This is a genomic window from Deinococcus budaensis, assembly GCF_014201885.1.
Lineage (GTDB): Bacteria > Deinococcota > Deinococci > Deinococcales > Deinococcaceae > Deinococcus > Deinococcus budaensis.
Window position 1 is genome coordinate 184,084 of record NZ_JACHFN010000003.1, and the last position, 13,410, is coordinate 197,493.

At 72.6% G+C, this 13,410-nt stretch carries 15 protein-coding genes; 8 read left to right on the top strand and 7 right to left on the bottom strand.

What is annotated here, in order from left to right; translation table 11 throughout:
- Positions 1-6 precede the first annotated feature (6 nt).
- Positions 7-648, bottom strand: coding sequence for a nucleotidyltransferase family protein (locus HNQ09_RS05785; protein WP_184026672.1), 642 nt, complete (start codon positions 646-648; stop codon positions 7-9).
- A gap of 104 nt (positions 649-752) precedes the next feature.
- Between HNQ09_RS05785 and HNQ09_RS05790 the strand changes: the two genes are divergently transcribed.
- Genes HNQ09_RS05790 through HNQ09_RS05800 form a run of 3 tightly spaced genes read left to right on the top strand, consistent with a single transcriptional unit; the run spans position 753 to position 3,312 of the window.
- A complete protein-coding gene (locus tag HNQ09_RS05790; RefSeq protein ID WP_184026674.1) occupies positions 753-1,217 on the top strand; it encodes an SRPBCC family protein in 465 nt (154 codons plus the stop codon).
- On the top strand, positions 1,214-2,080 hold the full coding sequence (locus HNQ09_RS05795) for an AAA family ATPase (protein WP_184026676.1): 867 nt from the start codon (positions 1,214-1,216) through the stop codon (positions 2,078-2,080). The genes HNQ09_RS05790 and HNQ09_RS05795 overlap by 4 nt, the downstream gene beginning before the upstream one ends.
- The gene (locus HNQ09_RS05800; RefSeq protein WP_184026679.1) at positions 2,077-3,312 is read left to right on the top strand and encodes a VWA domain-containing protein; all 1,236 of its coding nucleotides are present in this window, start codon (positions 2,077-2,079) and stop codon (positions 3,310-3,312) included. The genes HNQ09_RS05795 and HNQ09_RS05800 overlap by 4 nt, the downstream gene beginning before the upstream one ends.
- 19 nt (positions 3,313-3,331) lie before the next feature.
- On the opposite strand, the gene HNQ09_RS05805 is transcribed toward HNQ09_RS05800, so the two are convergent.
- The 3 genes from HNQ09_RS05805 to HNQ09_RS05815 are packed head-to-tail and all read right to left on the bottom strand — an operon-like array spanning position 3,332 to position 4,397.
- On the bottom strand, positions 3,332-3,646 hold the full coding sequence (locus tag HNQ09_RS05805) for a metal-sensitive transcriptional regulator (protein ID WP_184026681.1): 315 nt from the start codon (positions 3,644-3,646) through the stop codon (positions 3,332-3,334).
- Positions 3,643-4,191: a DUF305 domain-containing protein gene (locus HNQ09_RS05810; protein WP_184026683.1), complete on the bottom strand. Its 549-nt coding sequence runs from the start codon at positions 4,189-4,191 to the stop codon at positions 3,643-3,645. The genes HNQ09_RS05805 and HNQ09_RS05810 overlap by 4 nt, the downstream gene beginning before the upstream one ends.
- The gene (locus tag HNQ09_RS05815; protein WP_184026685.1) at positions 4,188-4,397 is read right to left on the bottom strand and encodes a CopZ family metallochaperone; all 210 of its coding nucleotides are present in this window, start codon (positions 4,395-4,397) and stop codon (positions 4,188-4,190) included. The genes HNQ09_RS05810 and HNQ09_RS05815 overlap by 4 nt, the downstream gene beginning before the upstream one ends.
- A gap of 144 nt (positions 4,398-4,541) precedes the next feature.
- Here HNQ09_RS05815 and HNQ09_RS05820 point away from each other — a divergent pair, with 144 nt between their 5' ends.
- The 3 genes from HNQ09_RS05820 to HNQ09_RS05830 are packed head-to-tail and all read left to right on the top strand — an operon-like array spanning position 4,542 to position 7,922.
- On the top strand, positions 4,542-7,070 hold the full coding sequence (locus HNQ09_RS05820) for a heavy metal translocating P-type ATPase (protein WP_184026687.1): 2,529 nt from the start codon (positions 4,542-4,544) through the stop codon (positions 7,068-7,070).
- A 37-nt stretch (positions 7,071-7,107) separates the two neighbouring features.
- Positions 7,108-7,515 (top strand): hypothetical protein, encoded by a 408-nt coding sequence (locus HNQ09_RS05825; RefSeq protein ID WP_184026689.1) that lies wholly within the window; start codon positions 7,108-7,110, stop codon positions 7,513-7,515.
- Positions 7,516-7,574: 59 nt separating this feature from the next.
- Positions 7,575-7,922, top strand: coding sequence for a four-helix bundle copper-binding protein (locus tag HNQ09_RS05830; RefSeq protein WP_184026691.1), 348 nt, complete (start codon positions 7,575-7,577; stop codon positions 7,920-7,922).
- A gap of 89 nt (positions 7,923-8,011) precedes the next feature.
- Here HNQ09_RS05830 and HNQ09_RS05835 read toward each other — a convergent pair whose 3' ends face one another.
- Positions 8,012-8,359 (bottom strand): hypothetical protein, encoded by a 348-nt coding sequence (locus tag HNQ09_RS05835; RefSeq protein ID WP_184026693.1) that lies wholly within the window; start codon positions 8,357-8,359, stop codon positions 8,012-8,014.
- Positions 8,360-8,376: 17 nt separating this feature from the next.
- Entirely contained in the window at positions 8,377-8,589 is a 213-nt protein-coding gene (locus HNQ09_RS05840; RefSeq protein WP_184026695.1) for a hypothetical protein, read from the bottom strand.
- An 87-nt stretch (positions 8,590-8,676) separates the two neighbouring features.
- Between HNQ09_RS05840 and HNQ09_RS05845 the strand changes: the two genes are divergently transcribed.
- Together HNQ09_RS05845 and sufU are read left to right on the top strand one after the other, a co-directional pair.
- Positions 8,677-9,855, top strand: a complete 1,179-nt coding sequence (locus tag HNQ09_RS05845; protein ID WP_184026697.1) for a M20 family metallopeptidase — start codon at positions 8,677-8,679, stop codon at positions 9,853-9,855.
- Positions 9,856-9,865: 10 nt separating this feature from the next.
- On the top strand, positions 9,866-10,318 hold the full coding sequence (sufU, locus tag HNQ09_RS05850; protein WP_184026699.1) for a Fe-S cluster assembly sulfur transfer protein SufU: 453 nt from the start codon (positions 9,866-9,868) through the stop codon (positions 10,316-10,318).
- Positions 10,319-10,421: 103 nt separating this feature from the next.
- On the opposite strand, the gene HNQ09_RS05855 is transcribed toward sufU, so the two are convergent.
- Positions 10,422-13,232, bottom strand: a complete 2,811-nt coding sequence (locus HNQ09_RS05855; RefSeq protein WP_184026701.1) for an HD domain-containing phosphohydrolase — start codon at positions 13,230-13,232, stop codon at positions 10,422-10,424.
- Positions 13,233-13,410 lie beyond the last annotated feature (178 nt).

The window sequence follows — 13,410 nt, forward strand, 5'->3', positions numbered from 1 at the left end:
CCCCGGCTAGCCCCGGCCTTCCCCCTCTCCGGCCAGCCGGGCCAGGTCGTCCGGCGTGTCCACGTCGGCCAGCAGGGCGGCGGGAAAGCGCAGGGTCACGGCCTGCCCCGCGTGCTGGCGCAGCAGCGCCCGGGGACCGTGGTCGGCGTCGGGCAGCCCCGGCAGCGCCGCGAGCAGGTCGGCGCGCAGCAGGTGGGGCGGGGCGCGCACGGCCTCACCCCCGCCCGCTTCCCCGTACTCGGCCAGCACCAGCGGCGCCCCGGTCTGCCGGAAGGCGCTCAGCAGCCGGGCGTGGACCCCCGGGCTGACCAGCGGCATGTCGGCCAGCGCGAAGTGGGCGGCGGCGAGGCCCGGCGGCAGCGCGGCCCCGGCGACCCGGAACGACCCCGCCAGGCCCCGCGCCGGGTCCGGATTGACGGCAAAGGCGTAGGGCAACCCCCGCAGCGCCCCCCGCACCTGCTCCCCGACCTCGCCTGGGGGCACCACCGCGAGCAGGCCGCCGAAGCCCCCCCCGGCCAGCGCCAGCGCGGCGCGGCGCACCAGGGTTTCTCCCCACAGCGGCGCGAGCTGTTTGGGCCGCCCCATCCGGCGGCTCTCCCCGGCGGCCAGCAGCACGCCCCAGACGGGGCCGGAGGGAGGAGCAGACATGGGAGGAGTGTAGGGGACACGGGGCGCGTGACCGGCGGCAGGCCGCGCTGAGGCACAATGAGAAGCGTTCGGCAACCCCGGCACGCCCCACGGAGGAACGACCCATGAAACTGAACTACAGCGGTCAGGAACAGGTCCAGGCGCCCCCGGCAGTGGTCTGGGCCTTCGTGCAGGACCCCGAACGGGTGGCCCGCTGCCTGCCCGACGTGCAGGAGGTCGTGGTGCACGACCAGACCCATATGGACGCGACCGTGCAGGTGGGCGTGGGCATGGTGCGCGGCAAGTTCAAGTTCAAGATCGAGGTCTTGCCCGACGAGGCGCAGGGCCGCGTCAACGTGAAGGTGCAGGGCGGCGGCCTGGGCAGTGTGGTGGACCTGACGGCGGGCGCGAACATCGTGGACAACGGGGACGGCACGACCACGCTGGACTGGACCGGCGACGCGACCATGCGCGGCCCGGTGGCGACGGTGGGCGGGCGGGTGCTGGACGCGCAGGCGCAAAAATTGATCCAGAAGACCTTCCAGAACATGAGCGCCCAGGTCGGCGCGAGCGCCGGAACCCTGGCGTGACCGCGCCCCCCGAACCCCCTGACCTCCGCGCCGCCTTCCGCGAGCGGGGGTACGTGGCGGGGGACGCGCTGGCGACGGCGCTGCGGCTGGTCGTGGCGCTGGGCAAACCGCTCTTGCTGGAAGGTCCGGCGGGCGTCGGCAAAACGGAGGCCGCCAAGACCCTCGCGGCGGCGCTGGGCACCCGCCTGATTCGCCTCCAGTGTTACGAGGGGCTGGACGCTCAATCGGCCCTCTACGAGTGGAACTACGCCCGCCAACTGCTGCACCTGCGGGCGACGGAGGCGGGGGGGCGGCCCGTGACCGACGCCGACCTCTACGGCCCCGAGTTCCTGATGCAGCGGCCTCTGCTCGAGGCGATTCGGCAGCCCACGCCCCCGGTGCTGCTGATCGACGAGGTGGACCGGGCGGACGACGCGTTCGAAGCCTTTATGCTGGAACTGCTCGCCGAGTGGCAGGTCACGGTGCCGGAGCTGGGCACCCTGACGGCCACCGCCCGCCCCCACGTCCTGCTGACGAGCAACCGCGCCCGCGAACTCAGCGACGCGCTGCGGCGGCGGTGCCTCTACCTGTGGGTGGACTACCCCAGCCGCGCCGAGGAACTGGAGATCGTGCGGGCGCGGCTGCCAGGGATTGACGCGGCGCTGGCGGGACAGGTCACGCGGGCCGTCCACGCCCTGCGCGAGCTGCCGCTGGGCAAACCGCCCGGCGTGGCCGAGACGCTGGACTGGGCGGCGGCGCTCGTCGCCCTGCACCGCGACTGGCTCGACGCGGAGGCGCTGGAGCTGACCCTGGGCGCCGTGCTGAAGCTGCGCGAGGACCAACTCCTGGCCCGCCCGGTGCTGGAGAAGCTCGCCCGGCCGTGACCGCCGACCTCCCCTCGCGCGTGTCGGCCCTGTGCGCCCACCTGCGCTCGGCGCACGGCTTCCGGCTGGGACCGGGTGAAACGGCAGCGGCCCTCGCCGCGCTGGAGGCAGTGAATCTGGGGCGGCGGCGCGAGGTGCGGGATGCCCTGCGGGCCGTGCTGACCGCCAGCCGGGAGGAGGGACGGGTATTTGACGCGGCCTTCGATACCCTCTTCCGGCAGGGCGAGGCTCCTGCGCCGCCCCAGTTGCCGCCCCTGCTGCCCCAGACGCAGGCCCCGCTGCCGCCCCCACCCCCGGCTCCAGCGAGCCAGACGGGAGACGGAGGGCCGCCCCGACCCACCGCAGCGGGCCGAGCCATCGCGGGCGAGGAAGATGACGCCGCGCCTACCCCCACCCGTCCCGACCCCGAACGCGAGGCAACGGGCGACCCGGACACATCCGCACCCCTGCTTCACGCCCGCCGAAGTCCGAATGCGGGCGCGGGGGGTGGCGTGACCACCCCGGAGGACGACCTCACGGGGATGCTGCGGGCAGCCGGGGCGCTGGTGCGGGCGGTGGAACTGGGGCGCGGGCGGCGGCTCGTTCCGCGTCCGGTCGGCTCCCGGCTCGACGCCCGGCGCACCCTGCGCTCAGCGGCGCGGACGGCGGGCGACCCGGCCCGGCTGCGCTGGCTGGGACGGCCCCAGCGTGCCCCCCGCTTCCTGCTGGTGCTCGACGGCAGCCGCAGCATGGGCGAGCACGCGGCGCGGCTGCTGCGCTTCGCCCACGCCCTGCACCTGCGCTCGCGGCGGGTGGAGGTGTATGCCTTTTCCACCGACCTCACGCGCCTGACCCCGCACCTGCGCCGGGCGGTGCCGGGAGCGGCCCTGACCCTCCCTGACCTCGGTGGGGCGTGGGGCGGCGGCACCCGCATCGGGGACAACCTGTTGCGGCTGGCGCGGGAGGAGCGGAGCCGGGTGACCCGCGACACGGTGGTCCTGATTCTCAGCGACGGACTGGACACGGGCGAACCGGACACGCTGACCCGCGCCCTGCGCGACCTCCGCGCCCGCGCGGGCCTGCTGGTGTGGCTCTCGCCACTGGCCTCCCTGCCCGGCTACCAGCCCGTGCAGCGGGCGGTGGCGGCGGCCCTTCCGCTGCTGGACGCCTTCCTGCCCGCCGCCAGCCTGCGCGACCTCCACGCGCTGCCGGGACGACTGCGGCAGCAGAAACGGCCAGCCGCTGGGGACTGACCGTTGAAAGCTGAGGGGTCTACCGGTACTTCAGGGCTTCCATCAACTCCTCGACCATCTCCAGCGTGTCCCCGCGCTCGTGGGCGGTGGCGACGTGGGCTTCGAGGTGGCCACGCAGGACGACCTCACCCGCGCCGGAGAGGGCGCCCTGCACCGCCTTGATCTGCCGCAGCACGTCCACGCAGTACACGTCCGGCTCGTCGAGCATCCGCACGATGGACTCCAGATGCCCCCGCGCAATGCTCAGGCGCCGGGCCGCGCGGCGGCGGGCGTCTTCGGGCATGCACAGCTTGTTCTCGGGGTGGCAGTGGGCGGCGGGGTCGGCCTGAGTCATTTCACGACCTTCAGCCACGCGCGGTACTGGTTGATCTCGGCAGACTGGCTCCGGATGATCTGCCCGGCCAGCTTCCGCACGGCGGCGTTCTGGGTGCGGGCCGGGACCAGCCGCGCCATCTCGACCGCGCCCTGGTGGTGAGGAATCATGTCGGCCAGGAACCAACGGTCCACGCCGCTGCGCGGAACGTTCAGGGTCATGGAGGTGGGGCGGTAGGCCTTGCCTGTCCAAGTCTTCACCCAGGCGCCCATCTGCGCGAGTTCCTTTTCCTGCGCGGTGATGACCTCGCGGGCGGCGGCCCGAACCCGTGAGTCGCGGCCGGACTTCAGGGAGGCCCGCGCCATCTCCACCGCCATCTGGTGGTGGTCCATCATGAGCTGCGAGAAGCGCACGTCGAAGGCCCGGCCCCGCAGGGAGCGCAGCTCGGCCATCATCTGCGCGTTCATCGCCTCCATCGTCATGGCGCCCCCGTGGCCCCCATGCGAGTGCGTCTGGGCCAGCGCCCCACCCGCGAGCGCTGCCCCCAGCAGCAGGCCCCGCCTCACTGCCCGGCGGCGACCGTCGCGCCGTAGCCTTCCTCGGTCACGGCGGCGATCAGGGCGCTCTGCTCGGCCTCGCCCTGCACGGTCGCCTTGCCCGCCGAAAGGTCCACCTGGACACCTTGCACGCCAGGAACGCCCTTCAGCGCCCCCTCCACGGCCTTCACGCAGTGCCCGCAGCTCATTCCGGAAATGGTCAGTTCAGTGGTCATGGTCCCAGGATAGACCCAGGGGGGGAGGGTGTCAAGGAATGAACGACTCTTGCTTGTTTAGAGGATCAAAGGGATTCCACCCCAGCGGCTATTTCCCAAATCATGTGGCTTGCTATCCCCCCCCGGAGGGTATAGGCTGGGTGCATGGACACCAAGACCCTCGACCTCGACATCGGCGGGATGACCTGCGCCGCGTGCGTGGGGCGAGTCGAACGCGGCCTCAAGAAGGTGGACGGCGTGGAGGAGGCGGTCGTGAACCTCGCCACCGAGCGGGCCACCGTGACCTTCGACCCCGCCCGGACGAACCCAGCAGCGCTGATCCGGAAGGTGGAGGACACCGGTTACGAGGCCCGCACCGCCGAACTCTCCTTCCCGGTGGAGGGGATGACCTGCGCGGCCTGCGTGGGCCGGGTCGAGCGGGCGCTGGGCAAGGCGGAGGGGGTGCTGAATGCCTCGGTCAACCTCGCCACCGAACGGGCCACCGTGACGTATCTGCCCGCCGCGACAACCCCCGCCGCCCTGCGGGACGCCGTGCGTGGAGCGGGGTACGACGTGCCCGACGAGGCCTCGCAGGCCCAGTCGCGCCTCGACGCCGACCGCGAGCGCAAGGCCGCTGAGATTGCGGCGCTGCGGCGGGACGTGACCTTTGCGGCGGCCTTCAGCATCCCGCTGTTCCTCATTGCGATGGTGCCCATGTTGTATGCGCCGCTGCACCACTGGTTGCTGGGAGCGGTGGGCGAGCGAACGCTGAACTGGGTCACGCTGGCACTCGCCGCTCCCGTGCAGTTCGGCCCCGGCCTGCGCTTCTACCGCACAGGCTGGGCGGCGCTGCGGCACCGCTCGCCCGACATGAACACCCTCGTCATGCTGGGCACGACCGCCGCCTTCGGGTACTCGCTCCTCGTGACGCTGGCCCCCGGCCTCTTCCCGCCGGGCAGCGCCCACGTCTACTACGAGGCGTCGGCTGTGGTCATCACCCTGATTCTGCTGGGCAAGCTGTTTGAGGCCATCGCCAAGGGAAGGAGCAGCGAGGCGATGCGGACCCTGCTGGCCCTGCAACCCAACACGGCACGGGTGCAGCGCGGCGGGGAGGTGCTGGAGGTCGCGGCGGACGACGTGCGGCTGGGCGACCTCGTGCTGGTGCGCTCGGGCGAGCGGCTGCCGGTAGACGGCGAGGTCGTGGACGGCCGCTCCTACGTGGACGAGTCCATGCTCACGGGCGAGCCTGTTCCGGTGGAGAAGCTGCCCGGCACGAAGGTCACGGGCGGCACGGTGAACGGCAACGGAGCGCTGACCTTCCGGGCAACCGGGGTGGGGGCCGACACCGCCCTCTCGCGCATCATCCGGCTGGTGGAGGGAGCGCAGGCGAGCCGCCCGCCCATCCAGGGGCTCGCGGATAAGGTGGTCGCCGTCTTCGTCCCGGTCGTGCTGGTGATCGCCGCCCTGACCTTCCTGGCCTGGATGCTGATCGGCGGGGAGGGAGCGCTGGCGAACGCGCTGGTGCACACGGTCGCCGTGCTGATCATCGCCTGCCCCTGCGCGATGGGCCTCGCCACTCCGGTGAGTATCATGGTGGGGAGCGGCAAGGCCGCGCAGATGGGCGTGCTGTTCCGTACCGGGGCCGCGCTGGAGGGCCTGGGCCGCGCCGGGGTGATCGCCGTGGACAAGACGGGGACGGTGACGCGGGGGGCGCCGGAGGTCACGGAAGCCGTCAGCGGTCAGCCCTCTGCCGTCAGCGAGGACGAGTTGCTGCGGCTGGCGGCGGCGGCGGAAAGCTCCTCCGAGCATCCACTGGCGCGGGCGATTGAGCGGGCCGCGCGGGACCGGGGCCTGAGCATCCCCACCGCCACCGACTTTGAGGCGGTCCCCGGCTACGGCCTGCGGGCCACCGTGGAGGGCCGCCGGGTGGAGGTCGGCGCGGCGCGGTACATGGCGCGGCTGGGCCAAAACGGGGAGGGGCTGGATCTGGGCGAGTTGGGAACGCAGGCCGGGGCGCTGGCCGCACGGGGCCGCACCCCCGTCTTCGTGGCGGTGGACGGTGTGCTGGCCGGGCTGATCGCCGTGGCTGACCCGGTGCGCGAGGGCAGCGCCGAGGCCATTCGCGCGATGCAGGCGCAGGGCGCCGAGGTCGCCATGATTACTGGGGACACTCGCGCCACCGCCGAGGCCGTCGCCCGCGAGGTCGGCGTGACCCGCGTGCTGGCCGAGGTGCTGCCCGAGGGCAAGGCGGACGCGGTGGCCGAGCTTCAGGCGGGCGGCCGCGCCGTCGCCTTCGTCGGGGACGGCATCAACGACGCTCCGGCCCTGGCACGGGCGGACGTGGGGGTCGCCATCGGCACCGGGACGGACGTGGCCGTGGAAACCGCCGACGTGATCCTGATGTCGGGCGACCTGCGCGGGGTGCCCAACGCGGTCGCACTCTCGCGGGCCACGTTGCGCAATATCCGGGTCAACCTCTTCTGGGCGTTCGCGTACAACGTGCTGCTGATTCCGGTGGCGGCGGGCGTGCTGTCGGCCTGGGGCATCACCCTCTCGCCCGTGCTGGCCGCTGCCGCGATGGGCCTGAGCAGCGTCTTCGTGCTCACCAACGCGCTGCGGTTGCGGGGCTTCCGGCCCCCGCTGGCTCCCCAGCCGCCGCAGGGCACGCCGGACCTTAAACCTGTCACAGCCTGATCCTCTCCCCCGCCCCACGTTCCGCTAGCCTCGGTCTATGGCGAAGCTGAACGTGGGACCTTACGTGGCGAGTCTCAAGACCTCCCCGGCGCAGGTGCGCGACCGGGCCGCCTTTCTGGACCGCGCCCGGCTGCGCGACGAGGTGCCGCAGGTGGCCGGGATGCCGCTGGTCGGCCTGGGGGGAAGCTGCGGCAAGCCCGCCTTCCTGCTGCCCTACCTGATCCGCTGGGACGAGACGAACACGCGGGCGCTGGAGGCTGTGGCGGCCGAGTTCGGCTGTTTCGTCGAATACGGCGCTTACCCGCACCTCAAACTGGAGGACGGTGGGCAGGAGATCGCGGCGGTGCAGGACTGGGCAAACATGGCGATGGTCTTCGTGCGCCCCGGCTACGAGCGCGGCGAGGAAGTGCTGACCCAGCTGGCCGACGCCCTGCGCCCGGCCTGAAGGTTTCTCCCACGTCCTCCTCAGACGGGCGGGTACGGTAGGGGCAGGAGGGCTTCACCATGACCCAGTCCCTGAACGTGCAACGGATGCAGGAGTGCCTCGATGCCTGCCTCGCCTGCCTGCGGGCCTGCGAGATGTGCGCCGAGGCGTGCCTGGACGAGGCGGACGTGACGATGATGGCCGAGTGCATCCGCCGCGACCGGGACTGCGCCGACGCCTGCGCCCTGACCGCCCGGCTGCTGATGCGGGCGAGCGACCTGCACCCGGAGGCCTGCCGGATGTGCGCCGAGGCCTGCGCCCGCTGCGCCGAGGAATGCGAGCGGCACGCCGGGCACCACGAGCACTGCCGTATCTGCGCCGAGGCCTGCCGCCGCTGCGAAACGCTGTGCCGTCAGATAGCGGCCTGAACAAGACAAGACAGATGCCCCCAGTCACCCGAACTAGGGGCATTCTTTGAGGCAGAGCCCAGCATATCCGTTAAAGCGCCGTGCAGTTCCTATCCCTCGCGGAAAGCTCGCCAGTGGATCACAAGAAAAGCAGAGACACCGAGCAGAAAAATCAGCCCCGGATAGACCACGAAGGCCGGACCCCCAAGACCATCAGGCAAATAAAGCACGCAAGTGAGCAGAAACACACCGAGAGCCACCCAGGTTGCCGCGCCGAGGATGCCTGGTCGTTCGGACCTCCGAAAACCTGACATCAGCCAGAGCGACAATAGATAGGGCGCGATCGTACAGGCCAGGACGAGGGCGTTTTTCCACTCTTGCCAGAACAACCAGCCGCTCTGCCGCACCAACGCGGCGACCGCCACAAACAGGGCCAGGATTAAGAGGAGGCGGCCCAAACCTCCTGCTGACCAGGTCAGAACCAGCCGCGCCGCTTGGCCTTCTTCCCACCCAGTCGGCGCTCGGCCTGCGAGAGCGCGAAGTCGAGGGCGCGGTCGCGCTTGCGGAGCTTGGTGTATTTGCCGCGCTTCGCCATCTGCTGGCGGCGCATCACCGAGACGACTTGCAGAATCAGGGGCGCGTAGACCATCAACTTGCCGAGTTTGCCGGAGGAGCGGCGTGCTTTCATGCCTCCCATTACGGCACGGGGAGTGCAAAAGTTGCTGAGGTCCGGCTGACCCGCCTTCACCCTCCCCCCGCCGCCCTACACTGGGGCATGACCACAACCCAGGACCGGGTAGAAAGCCTGCGGGATCAACTCGTCGCGTGGCGGCGGCACCTGCATAGAAATCCCGAGGTCGGCTTTCACGAGCACGACACCGCTGACTACATCGAGGCCGAGCTGCGCCAGATGCCCGGCCTGACGGTGACCCGCCCCACCGCGACGAGCGTGCTGGCGGTCCTGAAGGGCGGGAAGCCAGGGCGCACGCTGCTGCTGCGGGCCGATATCGACGCGCTGCCCATCGAGGAGGAGAACACCTTCGAGTTCCGCTCGCAGCGCCCCGGCGCGATGCACGCCTGCGGGCACGACGGCCACACCGCGATCCTGCTGGGCGTGGCGCGGCTGCTCTCCGAGAATCCGGAAGAGGTGCCCGGCGAGGTCCGCATGATCTTCCAGCACGCCGAGGAGATCGGGCCGGGCGGGGCCGAGGAACTCGTGATGGAGACGGGCCTGATGGACGGCGTGGACGTGGTGACGGGCCTGCACCTCAATTCGCAGCTTCCGGCGGGGCTGGTTGTGGTGAAGCCGGGGGCGTTTATGGCCGCGCCCGACACGGTGCACATCACGGTGAAGGGCAAGGGCGGGCACGGGGCGCACCCCGAGCAGACGGTGGACCCCATCGCGGTCGGCGCCCAGGTCGTGACCAACCTCCAGCATGTGGTGAGCCGCCATGTGGCCGCGCTCGACGCGCTCGTCGTGTCCATCACCTACTTCCAGAGCGGCACCACCCACAACGTCATCCCCGACACGGCAGTCCTGATGGGCACGGTGCGGACCTTTGACCCCGAGCTGCGGCAGCGGGCGCCGGAGCTGATCGAGCGGGTCGTGAAGGGCGTGACGGAGGCGCACGGGGCGGGCTACGACTTCCGCTACGAGCTGGGCTACCGCCCGCTGATCAACACCGACTGGGTGGCCGCGCAGCTCAAGGAGATCGCGCTGGAGACGGTGGGGGAAGAGCACTACCAGGACGCCCAGCCCACGATGGGCGGTGAGGATTTCAGCGCCTACCTCGAAAAGGCGCCCGGCGCGTACTTCAACGTCGGCTCGGGCAGTGACGAGGCCGACAGCCGCTGGCCGCACCACCACCCCCGCTTCACCATCGACGAGGAGAGCCTGGTGACGGGCGCGCGGATGCTGCACGCGGCGGCGCTGCGGCTGACCACGCCGGAGTAAGGCGGGGACCATGCTGCCCGAGGCCCTGGCCCGCCAGATTCTGCAAGACCACGCGGCGCACCCGCGCGGCCGGGGCGAGATCGCGGGCGCCCCGCACGCGGCGCTGGACAACCCGGGCTGCGGCGATCAGGTCACGGTCTGGGCGCGGGTGGAGGGCGGCGTGCTGGCCGGGGTGCGCTTCGCCGGGCGCGGCTGCGTGATCAGTCAGGCCAGCGCCAGCCTGATGACCCAGGCGCTGGAGGGCCGGACGCTGGAGGACGCCCGCGCGCTGGCGGCCCGCTTCCGCGCGGTGGTGATGGGCGAGGCCGCGCCCGACCCGGCGCTGGGCGACCTGCGGGCGCTGGCGGGCGTGAGCCGTCTGCACGCCCGGCGCCGCTGCGCGCTGCTGGCCTGGCGGGCGCTGGACGCGGCGCTGGCGGGAAGCGGCGCCGGAGCCGGGGAGGGCGAACCGGGGAGAGCGTGACCTCTGGCGTGCCCGGTGCGGCACGCGGGCCAGCAGGGACAGCGGGCGGGGTGGGGGCCAAGCACCGCGCCGTGAACGTCCCTTTCTGCCTGCCCTCCCCTGCCTACCTCGGAGCAGCCTCGGCCTCGTCCGTGCGGCGGCCCGGCGCGCCGGTCCCGGCGTGCCGCACGGAGCCGAACGCCCCGGCTTGCCACAGCTCCACGAAGCGGTCGGTCAGGTGGGGGTCGAACTGGGTGCCGCGTCCCGCCCGAAGCAGGGCCAGGGCCTCTGCGGGGGGCAGGGCGGGGCGGTAGGGCCGCGCACTCACCAGGGCGTCGTACACGTCACACAGGGCAAAGAGCCGCGCCAGGGGCGGAATCTCCTCGCCCTTCAGCCCGTCGGGGTAGCCCTGGCCGTCCCAGCGCTCGTGGTGCGAGCGGACCACGCCGATGGCCTCGGGGTGCAAAAAAGGGATGCGGGCGGTCAGCGCCGCGCCCAGCAGCACGTGGCCCTCGACCACCTCGCGCTCCTGGGGGGTCAGGCGGCCGGGCTTGAGCAGCACGGCGTCGGGCACGCCCAGCTTGCCGATGTCGTGCAGCGCCGCGCCCTGACGCAGCCCCAGCAGCCGCTCGGCGCACAGCCCCAGCGCCTGCCCGAACGCCAGGGCGTGGGCCTGCACCCGCTCGGTGTGGCCCTGGGTCTCGAAGTCGCGGGCCTCCAGCGCAAAGCCCAGCGTGTTCAGCGCCGCTTCCAGGGTGGCGCGCAGGTCCTGGACGTGCGCGCCGCGTTCCAGCAGCCGCGCCGCCAGACTGGCGAGCATCAGCGCGAGGTGCTCGTCGGCAGGCAAGAAGGGCCGCTCGGCCTCCCGGGTGATCACCAGCACGCCCAGCGGCTCCAGGTGGTGGGTGGGCAGCGGCGCCACCAGCATCGCCTGATGGCCCAGTTGCGCGCGGCGGTAGACCCCGGGGTGCTGCTGCACGTCGTCCACCCGCAGCGTCCGGCCCTCCCGCAGCGCGGCCCACGCCAGCCCCTCCCCGCGCGGCAGTTCCACCGGACCGAGGTCGCCTCCCGCGATCTCGGCGCCCGAGGACAGCAGCCGGTCGCCCGCCGGGTCGTAGCGCAGCAGCACCGCCCAGCGGGCACGCAGCAGGTCGACGGCCGCCTGCGACAGGTGCTCGTCGACCGAGACGGCGCCCCCCCGCCCGGCCCCCACCCGCAGGTGCAGCTCGCCCAGCACGCCCAGTTCACGCCAGCGCTCCTGCAAGTCGAGCAGCGCGGCGATCTGCCGGGCAAACAGCTCGGCCACCTCGGTGCTCTGGTCGTCAAAGGCGTCGGCGGGGCCGCGCGCGTCGAGGTTGAGGTGCGCGACGACCTCGCCGCCCAGCACCACCGGCAAGCAGAGGTTGGCCTCATGCTCGCCGCCCCGCCCGGCGGCCTCCAGCGCGCGCACCACGCCATCTTCCAGCACCTCCCCGGAGGAAACGGAGGCGGCCTGCAACTCGGCCCCGCGCAGCACCCGGGGCCTGCCCGCGCGCCACGCCGAGGGAGACCGGGCATACCAGCGCTGCTGCGAGGCCTCGGAGAGGGTCAGGCCCATCAGCTCCGGGCCGTAGCCCTCGGCGGCGCAGATGCGGAAGCCCCGGCCCTCGCGGATGGCCAGCGAGCCGCCCACGGCCCCGTCCACCGCGTCCACCGCCAGGCGCAGCACCTCGGTCCAGTCCTCGTCGTGCAGGGTGCGGCGCTCGGCCAGCAGCCCGACCGTGGTCCGCAGCGCCTGCCACACCGAGTGCCGGGGTTGGATCGGCCCGCTGCCCGGCAGCCCCGGCCCCGGCCACCCCTGTCCGGCCAGCTCCGTGCCCGGCGCCCCGGCCCCCAGCTCGGCCGCCCGGGCCGCCGAACCGTCCGGCGGGGTCCAGACCACCAGGCGCCCCCGGCCATTGGTCTTGGCGAGGTAAAGCGCCTCGTCGGCGCGGCGAAACAGCGCGGCCGCACTCTCGCCCGGCCGGCGGGTCGCCAGCCCCGCCGAGAGGGTAAGGCCCGCCCACATGCCCCGGCCCGCCGCCGGGACCTCGCGCAGCAGCGCCTCGACCTGCGCGCGGGCGCGGCTCTCGGCGCCCAGGTCGGCCAGCAGCGCGAATTCCTCGCCGCCCACCCGGTAGGGGCGCAGGTGCGCCGGGTCCAGTTCGCGCAGCAGCGCCGCGACGTGCTCCAGGGCGCGGTCCCCCGCCGCGTGGCCGTGCGTGTCGTTGATCCGCTTGAAATGGTCGAGGTCCAGCAGCACCAGCTGGGTGCCGGGGTCCAGGGCCGCGAGGTCCTCGTCGAACTGGCGGCGGTTGCTCAGGCCGGTCAGGTCGTCGGTGCGGGCCTGGGTCCGCAGGGTGTGGGCCAGGCTCAGCAGCCGCAGCCGCGAGTGCAAGATGCCCAGCGCGAGCACCGCCCCCGCCGCGCTGAGCAGCACGCCCAGCGGGTAGTACAGGGCGGCCACGCTGCGGCCCTGCGGCGTCAGCAGCAGCGGCAACCCCACCCCCAGAAACGGCACCGGCGCCAGCCACAGATCGCGCGCCCGCAGCTGCGGCCGGGTCACCGGCAAGCGGCGCCGGAGCGCGCCCGTCAGCGCCACCACGCTCAGGCCGCTCAACGCCGTGGCCAGGCCGCCGTGCAGGTCCTCGGCCGCGCGCCACAGCAGGGCGGGCAGCAGGGTCAGCGCGCCCGCCAGCGGCCCGTAGCGCAGGGTGACCAGCGCCACCGGCACGTACCGCAGGTCCAGCCGGAAGCCCTCCAGCCGCAGGGCATACATCATCAGCAGCCAGCTGGCCCCCGACGCGAGGGCCACCCGCAGCACATGTTCGGCCCGCCGCCGCCGCACTGGCCACTCGTGGTAGCTCAGGCTCAGCAAAAAGGCGCAGCTCACCAGCAGGGACAGGTTGAACAACATGTCAAGGGCCACCCGGACGCCGCCGCGCCCACACAGAAAAGACCTGGGAGGCCTAGGGGGGGGAACCGCTCCCGCCCCGGCACCGCCGCATTGTGCCTCAGCTCAGCAGTAAATGCCAGGTTACGCCCGCCCGCACGTGAGATTTTCGTCTTTTTGGACTGCTGCCCAGTGGGGGGGA

Excerpts from the sequence above, each read along its gene's own strand:
- HNQ09_RS05785 (WP_184026672.1), bottom strand. The coding sequence starts at position 648 with ATGTCTGCTCCTCCCTCCGGCCCCGTCTGGGGCGTGCTGCTGGCCGCC.
- HNQ09_RS05790 (WP_184026674.1), top strand. The coding sequence starts at position 753 with ATGAAACTGAACTACAGCGGTCAGGAACAGGTCCAGGCGCCCCCGGCA.
- HNQ09_RS05805 (WP_184026681.1), bottom strand. The coding sequence starts at position 3,646 with ATGACTCAGGCCGACCCCGCCGCCCACTGCCACCCCGAGAACAAGCTG.
- HNQ09_RS05815 (WP_184026685.1), bottom strand. The coding sequence starts at position 4,397 with ATGACCACTGAACTGACCATTTCCGGAATGAGCTGCGGGCACTGCGTG.
- HNQ09_RS05820 (WP_184026687.1), top strand. The coding sequence starts at position 4,542 with ATGGACACCAAGACCCTCGACCTCGACATCGGCGGGATGACCTGCGCC.
- HNQ09_RS05825 (WP_184026689.1), top strand. The coding sequence starts at position 7,108 with ATGGCGAAGCTGAACGTGGGACCTTACGTGGCGAGTCTCAAGACCTCC.
- HNQ09_RS05830 (WP_184026691.1), top strand. The coding sequence starts at position 7,575 with ATGACCCAGTCCCTGAACGTGCAACGGATGCAGGAGTGCCTCGATGCC.
- HNQ09_RS05840 (WP_184026695.1), bottom strand. The coding sequence starts at position 8,589 with ATGAAAGCACGCCGCTCCTCCGGCAAACTCGGCAAGTTGATGGTCTAC.
- HNQ09_RS05845 (WP_184026697.1), top strand. The coding sequence starts at position 8,677 with ATGACCACAACCCAGGACCGGGTAGAAAGCCTGCGGGATCAACTCGTC.
- sufU (WP_184026699.1), top strand. The coding sequence starts at position 9,866 with ATGCTGCCCGAGGCCCTGGCCCGCCAGATTCTGCAAGACCACGCGGCG.
- HNQ09_RS05855 (WP_184026701.1), bottom strand. The coding sequence starts at position 13,232 with ATGTTGTTCAACCTGTCCCTGCTGGTGAGCTGCGCCTTTTTGCTGAGC.